Origin of the sequence: Streptomyces sp. NPDC048416 (assembly GCF_043200435.1) — a bacterium.
GTDB lineage: Bacteria > Actinomycetota > Actinomycetes > Streptomycetales > Streptomycetaceae > Streptomyces.
Window position 1 is genome coordinate 26249 of sequence record NZ_JBICXU010000021.1, and the last position, 16783, is coordinate 43031.

The window sequence follows — 16783 nt, forward strand, 5'->3', positions numbered from 1 at the left end:
GCCGGGGTCGCCCCGCTCGCGCTACTTGTCCGGTCGTACGACGCCGAGGATCGGCATGGAGCCCGCCCCGGTGATCGTCACGGTCCGGCCGGGACGCGGGGCGTGCACGATCGCGCCGTCTCCGATGTACATGCCGACATGGGTGGCGTCGGCGAAGTAGATGATGAGGTCGCCGGGGCGCATGTCCTTGATCGCGACGTGTGGCAGCTGGGCCCACTGCTCCTGCGAGGTGCGCGGTATTCCGCGACCGGCCGCGATCCATGCCTGCGAGGTCAGGCCCGAGCAGTCGAACGTGTCGGGGCCCGCCGCGCCCCACACGTACCGCTTGCCGATCTGGTCGGTCGCGAACTTCACGGCCTTCTTGCCCTGCTCGCTCGCGTCGGTGCTGATGTCCTTGAGGACGCCCGTGCTCAGCCAGGCCGTCTGGGAGTCGAACTCCTTCTTGCGCTCCAGCTCCGCCAGCCGCTGACGCTCCTGCTCCTTGAGCTCGGACTGGATCTTTTCGGCCGCCGCGATCTTCTCGGTTATGTCCTTCTTCGCGGCTTCCTTCTTGACCCGGTTGGCCTCCAGGTTCTTCCACTGGGCCGTGGCGTCCTTGCTGTAGGCCGCCAAGTCGGCCTGCGTCTGGTTCAGTTCGCCGAGCAGGCCCTGGGCGGCCTGCTGGCCCTGCCGCAGGGCGCCGGCGCCGTCGAGGAACGTGCCCGGGTCACTGCTGAGCATCAGCTGCGCGCCGGGCGGAAGGCCGCCGCTGCGGTACTGCATCCGCGCGGTGGCGCCCGCCTGGTCCTTCAGCCGCCTGATCTTCTCCTCGCCCTTCACCGTCTCCTGGGCCAGTTTCACGATCTGTGCGGACTGTTCTGCGGTCTGCTCCTCGGCGAGGTTGTACGCGTCGGTGGCCGCGGCCGCCTGCCGGTACAGGTCGTCTATCTGCTGCCCGACCTCCTCCAGCGACTTGGGCGTACTGGCCGGGCCGGACCCGCCGTCAGCCGTGGTCGTCGGCTTCGGCGCCGGGTCGGCGAACGCCGTGCCCGGCGCGGCCGCGGCCCATGCGGTCAAGGCACACACCAAGGTGATCGCGGCCGCCAAGCGGCGCTGCTTCGGCACTGTGAACTCCCCCTCCAGCCCATCCGGGCCCCCCACCCGACGCCCGAATGTGATTTACCGTCAGTAACATAGCGGCGGTGTCGGCGATGCTGCCACGCCGTCCGTCAAAACGACAGGGGCACGAGGGCACCGGCGGGGGCACGTTCCTCCGTGTTTCCCCCGCGTTCTGCGGCGTGCTCCCCGCCCGTCCCCCGCCCGGGCCGGCGCGTCCCGTGCACCCTCCGTCCGGGCCGGCGCGTCCCCGCCCGTCCCCCGCCCGGGCCGTCGCCTCCCGTGCATCCTCCGTCCGGGCCGTCGCGTTCCCCTTCGCCCCTTTGGATGTCCCCACCCCACAACCCCCTGCTCTTCCCCGGGTGCGCCTCCCGCCCCCCCTGCCGGCGGACGCATCCCGTGCTCTCTCCCGTCGTACGAACCCAGCGCGCCGCACGTTCCCCTGGCCGAGGGAGTTCACCCGTACGACGTCACGAGGTGGGTCGTGGGCGGGCGCGCAGGGGGTGGGATCGCGCTCACTCACACAGGGCTGCGCGCCGCGGCCGGGGGATGGGGGCGGGCCTCAACGAGGGGCCAGGGCAGCCCAGTTCACCGTCACCTCGCCCTGACGCCAGCGCCGTACGCCGTCGACGACGGGCCAGTCGGCCGCCAGATCCCGTACGGACGCGATCCACCGCTGCCGCGCGCCGAGCGAGGCGTACGGGGCAGCCGCCGCCCAGGCCCGGTCGAAGTCGCGCAGGAAGGCGTGCACCGGCTCGCCCGGCACGTTGCGGTGGATCAGCGCCTTCGGCAGCCGTTCGGCCAGGTCGGAGGGGCGTTCCAAGGAGCCGAGCCGGGTCGCGAAGGTCACCATGCGCGGACCGGAGCGGTCGAGCGCGACCCAGACGTGGCGGCGCCCGATCTCGTCGCAGGTGCCCTCGACGAGCAGTCCGCCGGGTGCGAGCCGCGCGCAGAGGCGGGCCCAGACGGCGGCCACCTCGGCCTCGTCGTACTGGCGCAGTACGTTCGCCGCGCGGATCAGCATCGGGGGCTGGGCCAGCGGCACCTCGAAGCCGCCATGGCGGAAGGTGAGGCCGTCACGCTCGTACGGCTTCGCCGCGGCGACCCGGGCGGGCTCGATCTCGATGCCGACCACCGAGACAGCGGGGGCGGCGGCGCGCAGCCGCTGGAGCAGTTCCACCGCGGTCCAGGGCGCGGCCCCGTACCCGAGGTCGACGGCGAGGGGGGTATCCGCGCGGCGCAGCGCCGCCCCGTGCGCGTCGGCGATCCAGCGGTCCATGCGGCGCAGCCGGTTCGGGTTGGTGGTGCCGCGGGTGACGGTGCCGACGGGGCGTTTCGCGGGTGGGGCGGGTGGAGCCATAGGACGAGGGTAGGCGCGGGTCCGCCGCCGGTCCGTCCTGGTCCGGCCCCCCATCCATCTCCGGGACGCGGTGCCGGGACGCGGTGCCGGGACGCGATGCCCGGCGTGGTGCCCGGACGTGGTGGCGGGACGCGATGCCGGACGTGGTGCCCGGAGGGGGTGCGGAGCACAGTGCCGGGTCCGGTCAGGCGTGGCGGGCGGCGGGCGGGGGGCGGCGGGCGGCGGGTCCGCCTCGCTGGTCGGCCGCTCGCAGCCCCACCCCGTCGGGGCCGGCCGCTCGCAGCCCCACCCCGTCGGGGCCGGCCGCTCGCAGCCCCACCCCGTCGGGGCCGGCCGCTCGCAGCCCCACCCCGTCGGCGCCGGGCTCGCAGCCCCGCCCCGTCGGGGCCGCCCGATCGCCCCCTACGTCTCCGCGCCGCGTGTCCGGCAACTATTTGGCAAAGTGGAAATGAAAGGACCGGTTCCGGTGTTCGGGGCTTTGGAGGGGCGTGCCCGTATGCCCACTCCGCGTCCGAAGGCAGTGCCCCGAGCCGAGGAGGGCCCCGACGTGAGCCAGTACGTGTCCCGGTTCACCGGCACCCTGGCGGGGCCACCGCGGCTCCGGCTGCCCGGCGGCCACCGCAGGCCGCGCCGGGTCGCCATGCTCAGCGTGCACACCTCCCCGCTGCACCAGCCGGGCACGGGCGACGCGGGCGGCATGAACGTGTACATCGTCGAGCTGGCCAAGCGCCTCGCCGCGATCAACATCGAGGTCGAGATCTTCACCCGGGCGACCACGGGTGGCCTTGAGCCCGCCGTGGAGATGTCGCCCGGGGTGCTGGTCCGCCACATTGACGCGGGCCCGTACGAGGGCCTTGCCAAGGAGGAGCTGCCGGCCCAGCTCTGTGCCTTCACGCACGGCGTGATGCAGGCATGGGCGCGGCACCGGCCCGGCTACTACGACCTCGTCCACTCCCATTACTGGCTCTCCGGGCACGTCGGCTGGCTCGCCGCCCAGCGCTGGGGGGTGCCCCTCGTCCACGCCATGCACACCATGGCCAAGGTCAAGAATGCCGCGCTCGCCGAGGGCGACACCCCCGAGCCCGCCGCGCGCGTCATCGGTGAGACGCAGATCGTGAACGCGGCGGACCGGCTGATCGCCAACACCTCCGAAGAGGCCGACGAACTGGTCCGCTTCTACGAGGCCGACCCGGGCAAGGTCGCCGTCGTCCACCCGGGCGTGAACCTCGACCGGTTCCGCCCGGCGGACGGCAGGACGGCGGCGCGGGCCCGGCTCGGGCTGCCGCGGGACGCGTTCATCCCGGTGTTCGCGGGCCGGATACAGCCGCTCAAGGCGCCGGACATCCTTCTGCGGGCCGCGGCCGAACTCCTGGACCGCGACCCCTCCCTGCGCTCACGCATGATCGTGCCGATCGTCGGCGGGCCCTCCGGCAGTGGCCTTTCCAAGCCGGAGGGGTTGCAGAAACTGGCGGCCAAGCTCGGCATCTCCGACGTCGTACGGTTCAATCCGCCCGTCGGCCAGGACCGGCTGGCGGACTGGTTCCGGGCGGCGTCCGTCCTGGTCATGCCCTCGTACAGTGAATCGTTCGGGCTCGTCGCCATCGAGGCGCAGGCGGCCGGCACGCCGGTGGTCGCGGCGTCGGTCGGCGGCCTTCCGGTGGCGGTACGGGACGGCTCGACGGGGTTCCTCGTCCAGGGCCACGACCCGAAGGACTACGCCACCGCGCTCCACCGCTTCGTGGAGGACCCCGCGCTGGGGCGGTGCATGGGCGACGCGGCCGCCCGGCACGCGCAGTCCTTCGGGTGGGGGACGGCGGCGTCGGCGACGGCGGATGTGTACATGGCGGCCATGCAGGAGCACCGGCGGCGGGTGCGGTCGCATCACGGGTGAACGGCCGCATGGCGGGCCCTTCGCGTAGGCTCGCGGCATGGCTGACGTGCGGCAGGTCATCGAAGCGGCCCTCAAGGACGCGGAGCTCTCGTGGGAGTCCCCGGAGCCCGGCGCGTACGTGGTGACGCTGCCGGGCACGCGCAAACTGTCCACGACCTGCTCGCTGCGGGTCGGCCGCCACTCCCTCTCCGTGAACGCCTTCGTCGTGCGGCACCCGGACGAGAACGAGCCCGCCGTCCACCGCTGGCTCCTCGAACGCAACCTCCGTCTGTACGGGGTGAGTTACGCGATCGACCGGCTCGGCGACGTGTACCTGGCGGGCAAACTCCCGCTGAGCTCCGTCACCCCGGACGAGCTCGACCGGCTGCTCGGCGTCGTCCTGGAGGAGGCGGACGGATCCTTCAACACGTTGCTGGAGATGGGGTTCGCGTCCGCCATCCGGCGGGAGTACGCGTGGCGGGTGTCGCGCGGGGAGTCGACGCGCAACCTTGAGGCGTTCGGGCATCTGACGCGCGGCGCGGAGGGCTGACCCCCACCGCCGGTCAGACTCCAGACCCCGTACGAGATTCACCGCACAACGCCGACGACGGGGTCACCTGCGGGGTCGCCGCCGAGGGAACGGCCAAGGGGGACGCCGATGGGGTCGCCGGCGACGGGATCGCCAAGGGGGTCGTCGACGGGGCGGCCGGACGGGTCGCCGGCGTGGTCGGCGAGGGGGCCTTCGTCCGCGTGGGCTCGGGGAGTTCCGGTGTGAGGCCGCGCATCAGTGCCCAGTACCCCACCGCCGCCACCGTCCCCAGCACCGCGCACGCCCCCCACAGCCAGCCCGCGCCGAAGTGGTCGATGACGTAGCCGGACATCAGGGGTGCGACCAGCGCCGCCACCGACCAGGACATCGTGTAGACGCCCTGGTAGCGACCGCGGCCGTGGACGGGGGAGAGGCGGACGACCAGGCCGGTCTGCGTCGGGGCGTTGACGATCTCGGCCAGGGTCCAGACGCAGATCGTCAGCGCGTACACGGCGACGGAGCCGGCGAACGCCGTGAGGCCGAAGCCGTAACCCGCGAGCAGCGCCGAGACGATCAGCAGCTTGCGCGGGTCGCGGTGCTGGGTGTAGCGGGTGACAGGGATCTGCACCGCCACGATGAGGACGCCGTTGACGGCGATGGCCAGACCGAAGTCGGCGGCGGAGAACCCGTCCGTGCCCATCGCGACCGGCAGGCCGACGTAACCCTGCTGGAAAATAAGGGAGATGAGGAAGGAGAGGCCGACCACACCCATGAAGCGGCCGTCCCTCAGCACCGTGCCGATGCCGGTCTCCGGCTGCCTCACCTTCTCCTCGGCCGTGCGCTCGGGGCGCGACTCCGGCAGCTTGAGGAAGACGACGACCGCGCAGACCAGCGTGAGCGTGGCCTCGCCGAGGAAGCCGGCCAGATAGCTGTACTGCGCGATGAAACCGGCCGTCATCGACGAGACGGCGAACCCCAGGTTGATCGCCCAGTAGTTGAGAGAGAACGCGCGGACGCGGTCCTCGGGCTTCACGATGTCGGCCATCATCGCCTGCACGGCGGGCCGCGAGGCGTTGCTCGCCATGCCGACGAGGAAGGCGACGCCCGCGATCGCGACCGGGTCCGTCATGAAGCCGAGCAGGGCGACCGCGAAGGCCGTCGAGGTCTGGGCGATGACGAGGGTGGGGCGGCGGCCGAGCCGGTCGGTCATGATGCCCGCGCCGATGGACGACACGACGCCGCCGAGCCCGTGCAGCGAGGCCACGAGTCCCGCGTACGAGGCCGAGTACCCCCGGTCGAGGGTGAGGTAGAGCGCCATGAAGGTGGCGACGAACGCCCCGAGGCGGTTGATCAGGGTGCTGGTCCACAGCCACCAGAACGCCCGGGGAAGCCCGGCGACGGATTCTCGTGCGGCGAGTCTCAGACTGGCGACTGACATGCGGCTTCCCCCGGGACTGTGGCACTCGGATCCGCGTGCCGTGTAAGCGGTGTTTCAGACGGACGCACGTTACAAGTGGGCGGCATCCGGGAGCCACCGAATTGACGGCGTCCGTCAATCGAGACGGCACCGGCAGCTCGCTCCCCGTGCGCGCGACGGCGCCGGAACGTCGATTAGGCTCGGACGCATGGCCGACGCACCGTACAAGCTGATCCTGCTCCGCCACGGCGAGAGCGAGTGGAACGAGAAGAACCTGTTCACCGGGTGGGTGGACGTCAACCTCACGCCGAAGGGCGAGAAGGAGGCGGCGCGCGGCGGTGAGCTGCTCAAGGACGCCGGCCTGCTCCCCGACGTGCTGCACACCTCCCTCCAGAAGCGCGCCATCCGCACCGCCCAGCTCGCGCTGGAGTCCGCGGACCGCCACTGGATCCCGGTGCACCGCAGCTGGCGCCTGAACGAGCGGCACTACGGCGCGCTCCAGGGCAAGGACAAGGCGCAGACGCTCGCCGAGTTCGGCGAGGAGCAGTTCATGCTGTGGCGCCGCTCGTACGACACCCCGCCGCCCGCCCTTGAGGACGGCACGGAGTTCTCGCAGAGCGACGACGCCCGCTACGCGACGATCCCGCCGGAGCTGCGCCCGCGGACCGAGTGCCTGAAGGACGTCGTCGTCCGCATGCTTCCGTACTGGTACGACGGCATCGTCCCGGACCTGCTCGCGGGCCGCACCGTCCTGGTCGCCGCGCACGGCAACTCGCTGCGCGCCCTGGTCAAGCACCTCGACGGCATCTCCGACGCCGACATCGCGGGCCTGAACATCCCGACCGGCATCCCGCTCGTGTACGAACTGGACGCCGACTTCAAGCCGGTCAAGCCGGGCGGCACCTACCTGGACCCCGACGCGGCCGCCGCGGCGATCGAGGCCGTGAAGAATCAGGGCAAGAAGAAGTAGCCCGGTCGCTCCGAGCCCCCCCCCGGTTGCTCCGAGCCCCCCGGTCGCTCCGAGCCCCCGGTGGTGGCTCCGAGCCCCAGGCCGCTCCGAGCCCCAAGCCGCTCCGAGCCCCGAGTCGCTCCAGAACCCCCCGCCCGCGGTCGTGCCGCGGGGCGGGGGGTTCTGCGTTACTCCCCGTAGCCGCCCGACCCCTCTCCGGTCGCCGTCCCGGTGTCCCGTGGATAGCCTCGAAACGCGCATTTCGCCCGAGGCGAGCCCCACCCCTTCCGTCTCGCCCGGCGAGCCGCGTGTCACCCCCGGCGAACCGCATGTCGTACGGGGATCCGCCAAGACGGGAGTTCGACGTGAAATCCACTCTGCGCAGCCGTTGTGCCCGGACGCTCGCGGCCGGGGCGTTGTCCGCCGCGCTGCTGAGCGCCGGAGCCGCCGGTACGTTCGCCTCGGCCGCTACCGACAGTGCCAAGCCCAGCCCGTCCGTGTCCGCGACCAAGGCGGCTGGATCCATCACCGTGAAGGCCACGCCCGGTTCGGTCAAGGCCGGTGACAAGGTGACGTTCACGGGCCGCACCAAGGGCATGCCCATAGGCAGCAAGCTGGTGCTCCAGCACAAGCAGGGCAGCAAGTGGACGACCCTGCATGCCGGCACCACCGTCAAGAAGGGCAGCAGCTACACCTTCGACGCCAAGCTCAACGACAAGGGCAAGCAGGAACTCCGCGTCAAGGCGGACAACGGCACCTCGCCGACGGTCACCGTCACGGTCAAGTGACGCGCCCTGGGCGCCCGTTGGTCCTCGGCGTCCGTTGGTCCTGGGCGTCCGTTGCCCGGGTGGCCGCTGCCCCCGGGTGCCCGTCGTCCTGAGCCCCGTCCGAGTGCGCCCGGCACACGGGGAAGGGGCCCCGCCGCGGTCGGCGGGGCCCCTCTCGTGCTGGGAACGGCGGGGTCAGCCGGAGCAGCCGCCGCACTGGCAGGGTGCTCCCGACTGGCAGCCGCAGCCGCAGCTCGAACCGCAGCCGCACGCGCCGACGAGCGGCAGTCGGGTCACTTCGACGGGTGTGACGGGTGCGTCCTGCCGAGGTTCGGTCGTGGGTGAATCGGACATGGGTCCCTCCCGGGGTAGGCAGACACAGCGAGCCTTCGCCCATTGCATGCCCACGGGGACGGGCGCATCAACGGCGCATGCGCGCAGGCCTGTTGGGACGGCGCACCACCCGCACCGTACGGTCGCGCCGGTGGCCCGCCGTCAGGCCCCTGCGTCGACCCGCCGTCAGGCCCTCCGATCAGGGCCCCGTGAGCCCGCCGTCAGGCCCCCTCGGCCTGAGCGGGTGCCTGGAGCTCGTCGGCGTGTTCGCCGGTGACCAGGTAGACGACGCGCTTGGCGACGGACACGGCGTGGTCCGCGTAGCGCTCGTAGTAGCGGCCGAGCAGCGTGACGTCCACCGCCGTCTCGATGCCGTGCTTCCAGCGGTCGTCCATCAGGTGCTGGAACAGTGTGCGGTGCAGCAGGTCCATCTCGTCGTCGTCCTGCTCCAGTTGGAGGGCCAGGTCGACGTCCTTGGTGATGATGACCTCGGCGGCCTTCGCCATCAGGCGCTGGGCGAGCTGGCCCATCTCCAGGATGGTGGCGTGCAGGTCGTTCGGTACGGCGCGCTCGGGGTAGCGCAGCCGCGTCAGCTTGGCCACGTGCTGCGCGAGGTCGCCCGAGCGCTCCAGGTCGGCGCTCATGCGCAGCGAGGTGACGACGATGCGCAGGTCGGTGGCGACCGGCTGCTGGCGGGCCAGCAGGGCGATGGCGCGGGCCTCCAGATCGTGCTGGAGGTCGTCCACCTTCTGGTCGGCGGCGATCACGTTCTCGGCGAGCTTGAGGTCGGCGTCGAGCATGGCCGTGGTGGCGCGCCCGATCGCCGACCCGACGAGACGGGCCATCTCGACCAGGCCCTCGCCGATCGAGTCAAGTTCCTCGTGGTACGCGTCACGCATGGTGTCCCTCTCCTCACATACGAACCGGGCGCTGGGCGAATCGCTCTGGGCGGATCGGGGCCCGGGTGCCGTCCGGGGGGCTCGCACCCCCACGCTCCCACGTTCCGTCGCGCACGCGTCCGGTTCGGCCACAGGAAGTGAACCGTCCCCGTCACCTCGGTGAACTCTGGGCGACGAACGTTCGAGCAGGCACTCTTTTGGCTGGGAGAGTGTCAGTGGTGCCGCATAACCTGGGTGCATGGACGTGAACGCGGCGGTCGCCGCATTGGCAGCGATCGCCGGGGTGTGCACCGGCGTCATCGCCATGCTGGCGTTCCGCTGGAGCGAGCGGGATCAGGCGCGGCCCACCCGGTCGTCCCTGCACACGGACGCGGTCCTGCCCCCGGGCGTGGACACCGTCCTCTCCGTACTGCGCTCATCGGCGGTCGTGCTCGACGAGAGCGACTCGGTGGTCAAGGCCAGCTCCGCGGCGTACGCGCTCGGCCTGGTCAGGGGCGGCAAGCTGGCCGTCGACGCCATGCTGCACATGGCGCGCGACACCCGCCGCGACGGCGAGATACGGCAGGTCGAGCTAGACCTCCCCCGGCGCGGCACCGGCCGGGGTGAGGCCCTTGCCGTCTCGGCGCGCGTCGCACCGCTCGGCTCCCGGCTCGTCCTGCTGCTGGTCGAGGACCTGACGGAAGCCCGCCGCATCGAAGCCGTACGGCGTGACTTCGTGGCCAACGTCAGCCATGAGCTCAAGACCCCGACCGGGGCGCTCTCCCTGCTCTCCGAGGCCGTCATGGACGCATCGGACGACCCCGAGGCGGTCACCCGCTTCGCCGGCCGGATGCAGATCGAGGCGACCCGGCTCACCAATCTCGTCCAGGAGCTCATCGACCTCTCCCGGGTCCAGAACGACGACCCGCTGGAGGACGCCGAGCCGGTCCTCGTCGACGAGCTCGTCGACGAGGCCATGGACCGCTCCCGCCACCCCGCGTCCACCAAGCAGATCACCATGGCCGCGGGCGGCACCGCCGATCTGTACGTGTGGGGCAACCGCGGCCAGCTCGCGGCGGCGCTCGGCAACCTCGTCGAGAACGCCGTGAACTACTCGCCGGCCAGGACGCGGGTCGGCATCGCCGGACGGCGCATCTCCGCGCCCGGCGGTGACTTGATCGAGATCGCCGTGACCGACCAGGGCATAGGGATCTCCGAGAAGGACCGCGAGCGCGTCTTCGAGCGCTTCTACCGGGTGGACCCGGCCCGCTCCCGCGCCACCGGGGGCACCGGCCTTGGGCTCGCCATCGTCAAGCATGTGGCCGCCTCGCACGGCGGGGAGGTCACGGTGTGGAGCTCCGAGGGCCAGGGCTCCACCTTCACCCTGCGGCTGCCGGAAGCCGGCGCCGTACGGGACCGCGCCTCGGGGCGCGGCCCGGTCACGGTCGACGAGGACGACGACGTTCCGTACGAGACCTTCAGTTCCGCTGTGCCTGTTTCCCAAGCCATAGTCCCCGCCCCGGAGGTCCTTCCGTGACCCGAGTGCTCGTCGTCGAGGATGAGGAATCCTTCAGCGACGCCCTGTCCTACATGCTCCGCAAGGAGGGCTTCGAGGTCGCGGTGGCGGCCACCGGACCCGACGGCCTGGACGAGTTCGAGCGCAACGGCGCCGACCTCGTGCTGCTCGACCTGATGCTGCCGGGACTGCCCGGCACCGAGGTCTGCCGTCAGCTGCGCGGCCGCTCCAACGTGCCGGTCATCATGGTGACCGCCAAGGACAGCGAGATCGACAAGGTCGTGGGCCTGGAGATAGGGGCCGACGACTACGTCACCAAGCCGTTCTCCTCGCGCGAGCTGGTCGCCCGCATCCGCGCCGTGCTGCGCCGCCGGGGCGAGCCGGAGGAGGTCACCCCGGCCGCCCTTGAGGCCGGCCTTGTCCGCATGGACGTCGACCGGCACGTGGTCACCGTCTCGGGCGCGAAGGTCGACCTCCCGCTGAAGGAGTTCGACCTCCTGGAGATGCTGCTGCGCAACGCGGGCCGGGTGCTGACGCGTATGCAGCTCATCGACCGGGTGTGGGGCGCGGACTACGTCGGCGACACCAAGACCCTGGACGTGCATGTGAAGCGCCTGCGCGCCAAGATCGAGCCGGACCCGGGCGCGCCGAGGTACCTGGTGACGGTGCGCGGCCTCGGCTACAAGTTCGAGCCGTAGGCCGCGACGGGCGCGTGCGCGCCTGCGGCGGGCGCGTGCGCGCAGAGCCGCGCCGAGCGCCGACGACGCCCGCGGGGTCGAGTCGTGGGGCGGGCACGGCGCGCGTCGGGACCCGCTCACTGACGGCGCGTCGAGACCTGCTCACGGATGTGCGTCGGGGAGCCGCCCGTGGACCGCGCGTCGAAGCCCACTCCCTGGATGTGCGAAGGGCGCCCCACCGGCCGGTGGGGCGCCCTTCGCGTGCTGTGTGTGACGGCGGTCGACGTCAGCGTGCTGTGCGTGACCGGCGGTCGGGCGTCAGCCTGCTGTCGTGACGGCGGTCGGCGTCAGTGGCCGGTCGTCGCGGTGTGCGACGCCGCGCCGCCCGCGGGCTTGCCGCTGCCGCCCGCGGTGTTCGGGGCGGTCGAGCCGGACGGCGTGGCGCCGCCGGACGGCGTGGCGCCGCCGGACGGCGTGGCGTTGCCCGAGGGGGTGGCGTTGCCCGACGGCGTGGCCTTCGGCTTCGGGAGCTCGCTGGGGCCGACGCCCTCGAAGTAGCTGGTGGCCGGGACGACGAAGGCGCCGAGGCTCACCGCACCGGTCTGGCTGAACTGGAAGGTGACCTTCTGGGCGTCACCGTTCTTGGCGGCCTCGCGGCCGTTGGCGATGACCGCGGAGGCGTTGCCCTGGCCGCCGAGCACGACCGAGCCGTGCGCCGGGACGGTGACGGGGCCCGTGCCCTTGGCGGGGGAGAGCTTGACGGTGGCGCTGCCGACCTGGACGGAGTCCAGGGTCTGCGGGTCCTTGCCGTTGTTGAACACCGTCGCCGCGACGACGGCGAGGCCCTCGGCGTCGGGCTTCGGCTGCGTCACGACCGTCGCACCCTGGACCTTGATGTCGCCGACGGTGGTGTAGGCGTTGTCCGCCTTGACTCCGAGCGTCTGAGCTCCGTTGCCCGCCGCGCAGGCGGAGAGGGAAGCGAGCGAGAACGCGATGGCAGAAGCGGCGAGGGCGCCGCGTCGAAGGCTGCGGCTCACGGCGGCGGCAACTCCTTGGACGTACGAGACGGGCTTCGGACGGGGCTACGGGTCAGCCGGCCGCATGCCTGAGGGCCGGCTAAGGGTGTGTCAGCGGGCCTAGATTACCGAGCCGTCCGACGCGCCCCGCACCCGACCCGCCCCTACGGACGACGGGCCCGGCGAAGTCGAGTGGATCACGTGCGCCGTCCGTTCCGCGGATCGCTCGCCCCGCGCGTTCTTTCGTACGCCGTTCCCATAGCCGGGTGATCAATTTCCCGTGCCGCCACACATTCCTTACCGAAAATCCCCGAGAGCGCGACCCGGCCCGTTCGTTGATCAATTCCCGGAATGAATGCCGGTCGGCCGAACGGGTGAACGAGCGCCGAACGGAGTAGATGAAGTTCACCGTCCGGAACCCGGCAAACCGGGACGTTCAGCCCCTTCGGGCCCCGCTCGGGGGTGGGTGACACAGGCGTTTCGCAGCTCCTTCGCAGCTGCTCCGACCTGCGAATACCGCCTTCCGCAAGCCCTCCGCAGCACGTTCCTGGCGCTGTTGTCAAGCCCCGAGATATGCCCTGACCTGCGAAAACGCCATTCAGAAGAAGCCGTATCCGTGTTACCCTGGATAGCCACGGAAGGGGTACCTGTCACATGACGTTCAAGGTTGGCGACACCGTGGTCTATCCCCATCACGGGGCCGCGCTGATCGAGGCTATCGAAACTCGCCAGATCAAAGGCGTGGACAAGACCTACTTGGTGCTCAAGGTCGCCCAGGGCGACTTGACTGTGCGCGTGCCCGCGGACAATGCGGAGTTCGTCGGTGTTCGCGATGTAGTTGGTCAGGACGGGCTGGACCGGGTCTTCGAGGTGCTGCGCGCAGCGTACGCGGAGGAGCCCACGAACTGGTCCCGTCGTTACAAGGCGAACCTTGAGAAGCTCGCCTCCGGCGATGTCATCAAGGTCGCCGAAGTGGTGCGTGACCTGTGGCGTCGTGAGCGCGAGCGCGGCCTGTCCGCGGGTGAGAAGCGCATGCTCGCCAAGGCGCGCCAGATCCTGGTGAGCGAGCTGGCCCTCGCGGAGAACACCAACGAAGACAAGGCCGAGGCCCTTCTCGACGAGGTTCTCGCGTCCTGACGCCGTCAGTTCCGGGGCCCGCCCCGGAATACCGGCATTGCCGCGGTGCCCGCTGACCAGCAATGACAATTGCTGTGTCGCCGGGCGCTGCGGCATGTTCGTATCCCCTGCCGAAACGCCCGCACTCTATGTGCCCGCACTGTGTGCGCCGGGCTCGGGCGGCTGCCTGACCAGTCGTCACGGAAGGGCCGGTCGGGGCGGAGCGCCCGGCACGCCCCCGCTCCGGAAGCGGGGGGTACCCCCAGGCCATACCCACGTCGTTTGAGGACACAAACCTTGTCAGACGAATCGCGTCTTTTCCGCACGGCCGCGGTGGTTCCGGCGGCCGGGCGCGGTGTGCGGCTCGGCCCGGGCGCCCCCAAGGCGCTCCGCACGCTGAGCGGCACCCCCATGCTGATCCACGCCGTCCGGGCGATGGCCGCCTCCCGCGCCGTCTCCCTCGTCGTCGTGGTGGCTCCGCCGGACGGCGCCACCGAGGTGAAGAACCTCCTCGCCGAGCACGCCCTGCCGCAGGGCCCGCCCCATGGCACGGACGTCCTCGTGGTGCCCGGCGGCGAGACCCGCCAGGAATCCGTGAAGCTCGGCCTTGACGCGCTGCCGCCCGGCTTCGACGCCGTGCTGGTCCATGACGCGGCCCGCCCGCTGGTCCCCGTCGACACCGTCGACGCGGTGATCGAGGCGGTACGCGACGGAGCGCCCGCCGTGGTGCCCGCGCTCCCGCTCGCCGACACCGTCAAGCAGGTCGAGCCGAGCGAGGACGGCTCGCCCGAACCGGTCGTCGCCACCCCCGAACGGGCCCGCCTGCGCGCGGTGCAGACGCCGCAGGGCTTCGACCACGACACGCTCGTACGCGCCCACGAGACGGTCACTGACAACGTCACCGACGACGCGAGCATGATCGAGCAGCTGGGTCTGACCGTCGTGGTGGTGCCCGGGCACGAAGAGGCGTTCAAGGTGACCCGGCCGCTCGACCTCGTCCTGGCCGAGGCCGTACTCGCACGACGAAGGGCCAACGATGGCTTCTGAGCATGCCGCCCCCGCACCCGTCATCCCGCTCGTGGGCATCGGCACCGACGTCCACGCCTTCGAGCGGGGACGGGAACTGTGGTGCGCCGGGCTGCTGTGGGACGGCCCCGGTGACGCGGAGTACGGCCTCGCCGGGCACTCCGACGGCGATGTCGCCGCCCACGCCGCCTGCGACGCGATCTTCTCGGCGGCCGGCGTCGGCGACCTCGGCGCGCACTTCGGCACGGACCGCCCGCAGTGGTCCGGCGCCTCGGGCGTGACGCTGCTCGCCGAGGCCGCGCGGATCGTGCGGGCCGAGGGTTTCGAGATCGGGAACATCGCGGTGCAGGTCATCGGCGTACGCCCGAAGATCGGCAAGCGGCGCGACGAGGCGCGCGCCGCGCTGTCGGCGGCGGCCGGCGCCCCGGTGGCGGTGTCCGGGACCACCACCGACGGCCTCGGCCTGACCGGCCGCGCCGAGGGACTGGCGGCGATCGCCACGGCGCTGGTGTACCGCACGCGGTAGCCCTCCGTACGGGCGGGGCCTGCCGGACGGACCCCGGGTACGGCGCTGGTGAACTGCACGCGGTAGCCCTCCGTACGGGCGGGGCCTGCCGGACGGACCCCGGGTACGGCGCTGGTGAACCGCACGCGGTAGCCCCCCCGTACCCGCGCGGCCCGCCGGGCGGACCCCGCCGAACCCCCGTCCATGATCGTCCGCGGCACCGGTGGAAGATCGTCCGGCGGATCCGGCACACGATGGCCGCCAAATTGTGTGCCCAAGGTCCGTAAAGGGTCGCGGGGCACTGGTATCGGGCCACTACCCTGGTGGGGTGACCATTCGCCTGTACGACACCAGCGCCCGGCAGATTCGTGACTTCGTCCCGCTCACGCAGGGTTGTGTCTCGATCTACCTCTGTGGCGCCACCGTCCAGGCGGCCCCGCACATCGGCCACATCCGCTCGGGTCTCAACTTCGACATCCTGCGCCGCTGGCTGGAGTACCGCGGCTACGACGTGACGTTCATCCGCAATGTCACCGACATCGACGACAAGATCATCAAGAAGGCCGCCGAGCAGGGCCGCCCCTGGTGGTCGATCGGGTACGACAACGAGCGCGCCTTCAACGACGGCTACAGCGCGCTCGGCTGCCTGCCGCCCACCTACGAGCCGCGTGCCACCGGCCACATCACCGAGATGATCGAGATGATGCGCGGCCTCATCGAGCGTGGCCACGCCTACGAGGCGGACGGCAGCGTCTACTTCGACGTACGGTCCTTCCCCGGCTATCTCCAGCTCTCCAACCAGGACATCGACGACCTGCGCCAGCCCGACGAGGGCGCCGCAGGCAAGCGCGACCCGCGCGACTTCGCCATGTGGAAGGCGTCCAAGCCCGGCGAGCCGGACTGGGAGACCCCGTGGGGGCGCGGCCGGCCCGGCTGGCACCTGGAGTGCTCGGCGATGGCCCACAAGTACCTGGGCAGCGCCTTCGACATCCACGGCGGCGGCCTCGACCTGATCTTCCCGCACCACGAGAACGAGATCGCCCAGGCGCAGGCCTTCGGCGACGAGTTCGCGCGGTACTGGCTGCACAACGCCTGGGTCACGCTGTCCGGCGAGAAGATGTCCAAGTCGCTGGGCAACTCGGTCCTCGTGTCCGAGATGGTCAAGCAGTGGCGTCCGATCGTGCTGCGCTACTACCTGGGCACCCCGCACTACCGCTCGATGATCGAGTACAGCGAGGAGGCCCTGCGCGAGGCGGAGTCCGCGTTCGCGCGGATCGAGGGCTTCATGCAGCGGGTCGTCGAGAAGGCGGGGGGCGTCGTCGAGCCCGCGGCCCAGGTGCCGCCGGCCTTCGCCGAGGCGATGGACGACGACCTGGGCGTCCCCGGGGCGCTCGCGATCATCCACACCACCGTCCGCCAGGGCAACAGCGCGCTCGCCGCCGACGACAAGGACGCGGCGACCGAGCGCCTGGCCGAGGTGCGCGCCATGCTCGGCGTGCTCGGCCTCGACCCGATGGACCCGCGGTGGGCCGAGGAGAGCGACCGGGGCGACGACCTGCACGGGGCCGTCGACACCCTCGTACGCCTCGTCCTTGAGCAGCGCGAGGCCGCCAGGTCCCGCAAGGACTGGGCGACCGCGGACGCGATCCGCGACCAGCTGACCCAGTCCGGCCTGGTCATCGAGGACAGCCCCAGCGGCCCCCGCTGGACCCTCGGCCCGCGCTGAGCC

15 protein-coding genes are annotated in these 16783 nt (G+C 71.7%); 10 read left to right on the forward strand and 5 right to left on the reverse strand.

All coding sequences use genetic code 11. The annotated features are described in order from the left end of the window. Window positions 1-21: 21 nt before the first annotated feature. Together ACGFW5_RS23965 and ACGFW5_RS23970 are read right to left on the reverse strand one after the other, a co-directional pair. Window positions 22-1056 (reverse strand): NlpC/P60 family protein, encoded by a 1035-nt coding sequence (locus ACGFW5_RS23965; RefSeq protein WP_393836343.1) that lies wholly within the window; start codon window positions 1054-1056, stop codon window positions 22-24. A 601-nt stretch (window positions 1057-1657) separates the two neighbouring features. Next, on the reverse strand, window positions 1658-2455 hold the full coding sequence (locus ACGFW5_RS23970) for a class I SAM-dependent methyltransferase (RefSeq protein WP_393836344.1): 798 nt from the start codon (window positions 2453-2455) through the stop codon (window positions 1658-1660). Between the two features lie 547 nt (window positions 2456-3002). On the opposite strand from ACGFW5_RS23970, the gene mshA reads away from it, so the two are divergent. After that, window positions 3003-4346 (forward strand): D-inositol-3-phosphate glycosyltransferase, encoded by a 1344-nt coding sequence (gene mshA / locus ACGFW5_RS23975; protein ID WP_393836345.1) that lies wholly within the window; start codon window positions 3003-3005, stop codon window positions 4344-4346. A gap of 37 nt (window positions 4347-4383) precedes the next feature. After that, a complete protein-coding gene (locus tag ACGFW5_RS23980; RefSeq protein ID WP_393836346.1) occupies window positions 4384-4875 on the forward strand; it encodes a YbjN domain-containing protein in 492 nt (163 codons plus the stop codon). A 13-nt stretch (window positions 4876-4888) separates the two neighbouring features. On the opposite strand, the gene ACGFW5_RS23985 is transcribed toward ACGFW5_RS23980, so the two are convergent. Beyond that, window positions 4889-6292 carry an MFS transporter gene (locus ACGFW5_RS23985; protein WP_393836347.1) on the reverse strand — a complete coding sequence of 468 codons (1404 nt, stop codon included), beginning with the start codon at window positions 6290-6292 and terminating at the stop codon, window positions 4889-4891. A gap of 187 nt (window positions 6293-6479) precedes the next feature. Here ACGFW5_RS23985 and ACGFW5_RS23990 point away from each other — a divergent pair, with 187 nt between their 5' ends. Continuing rightward, a complete protein-coding gene (locus ACGFW5_RS23990) occupies window positions 6480-7241 on the forward strand; it encodes a phosphoglyceromutase (RefSeq protein WP_389885586.1) in 762 nt (253 codons plus the stop codon). Window positions 7242-7585: 344 nt separating this feature from the next. Next, complete coding sequence (locus ACGFW5_RS23995) at window positions 7586-8008, forward strand: hypothetical protein (RefSeq protein WP_393836348.1); 423 nt, start codon at window positions 7586-7588, stop codon at window positions 8006-8008. 533 nt (window positions 8009-8541) lie between these two features. Here ACGFW5_RS23995 and phoU read toward each other — a convergent pair. Further along, window positions 8542-9219: a phosphate signaling complex protein PhoU gene (gene phoU / locus ACGFW5_RS24000; protein ID WP_393836349.1), complete on the reverse strand. Its 678-nt coding sequence runs from the start codon at window positions 9217-9219 to the stop codon at window positions 8542-8544. A 238-nt stretch (window positions 9220-9457) separates the two neighbouring features. Between phoU and ACGFW5_RS24005 the strand changes: the two genes are divergently transcribed. Together ACGFW5_RS24005 and ACGFW5_RS24010 are read left to right on the forward strand one after the other, a co-directional pair. Next, window positions 9458-10735 (forward strand): sensor histidine kinase, encoded by a 1278-nt coding sequence (locus ACGFW5_RS24005; protein ID WP_393836350.1) that lies wholly within the window; start codon window positions 9458-9460, stop codon window positions 10733-10735. Continuing rightward, window positions 10732-11412 carry a response regulator transcription factor gene (locus ACGFW5_RS24010; RefSeq protein WP_267058550.1) on the forward strand — a complete coding sequence of 227 codons (681 nt, stop codon included), beginning with the start codon at window positions 10732-10734 and terminating at the stop codon, window positions 11410-11412. The genes ACGFW5_RS24005 and ACGFW5_RS24010 overlap by 4 nt, the downstream gene beginning before the upstream one ends. Before the next feature lie 326 nt (window positions 11413-11738). Here ACGFW5_RS24010 and ACGFW5_RS24015 read toward each other — a convergent pair whose 3' ends face one another. Next, window positions 11739-12428 carry a DUF461 domain-containing protein gene (locus ACGFW5_RS24015; protein ID WP_393836351.1) on the reverse strand — a complete coding sequence of 230 codons (690 nt, stop codon included), beginning with the start codon at window positions 12426-12428 and terminating at the stop codon, window positions 11739-11741. Window positions 12429-13061: 633 nt separating this feature from the next. Between ACGFW5_RS24015 and ACGFW5_RS24020 the strand changes: the two genes are divergently transcribed. From ACGFW5_RS24020 to cysS, 4 genes are all read left to right on the forward strand, one after another. Continuing rightward, window positions 13062-13544, forward strand: coding sequence for a CarD family transcriptional regulator (locus tag ACGFW5_RS24020; RefSeq protein ID WP_355097881.1), 483 nt, complete (start codon window positions 13062-13064; stop codon window positions 13542-13544). Window positions 13545-13820: 276 nt separating this feature from the next. Continuing rightward, window positions 13821-14570: a 2-C-methyl-D-erythritol 4-phosphate cytidylyltransferase gene (ispD, locus tag ACGFW5_RS24025; RefSeq protein WP_393836352.1), complete on the forward strand. Its 750-nt coding sequence runs from the start codon at window positions 13821-13823 to the stop codon at window positions 14568-14570. Continuing rightward, window positions 14560-15075, forward strand: coding sequence for a 2-C-methyl-D-erythritol 2,4-cyclodiphosphate synthase (gene ispF, locus ACGFW5_RS24030; RefSeq protein WP_393836353.1), 516 nt, complete (start codon window positions 14560-14562; stop codon window positions 15073-15075). Before ispD ends, ispF begins: the two co-directional genes overlap by 11 nt. Before the next feature lie 307 nt (window positions 15076-15382). Continuing rightward, a complete protein-coding gene (cysS, locus tag ACGFW5_RS24035) occupies window positions 15383-16780 on the forward strand; it encodes a cysteine--tRNA ligase (RefSeq protein ID WP_393836354.1) in 1398 nt (465 codons plus the stop codon). Window positions 16781-16783: the final 3 nt, after the last annotated feature.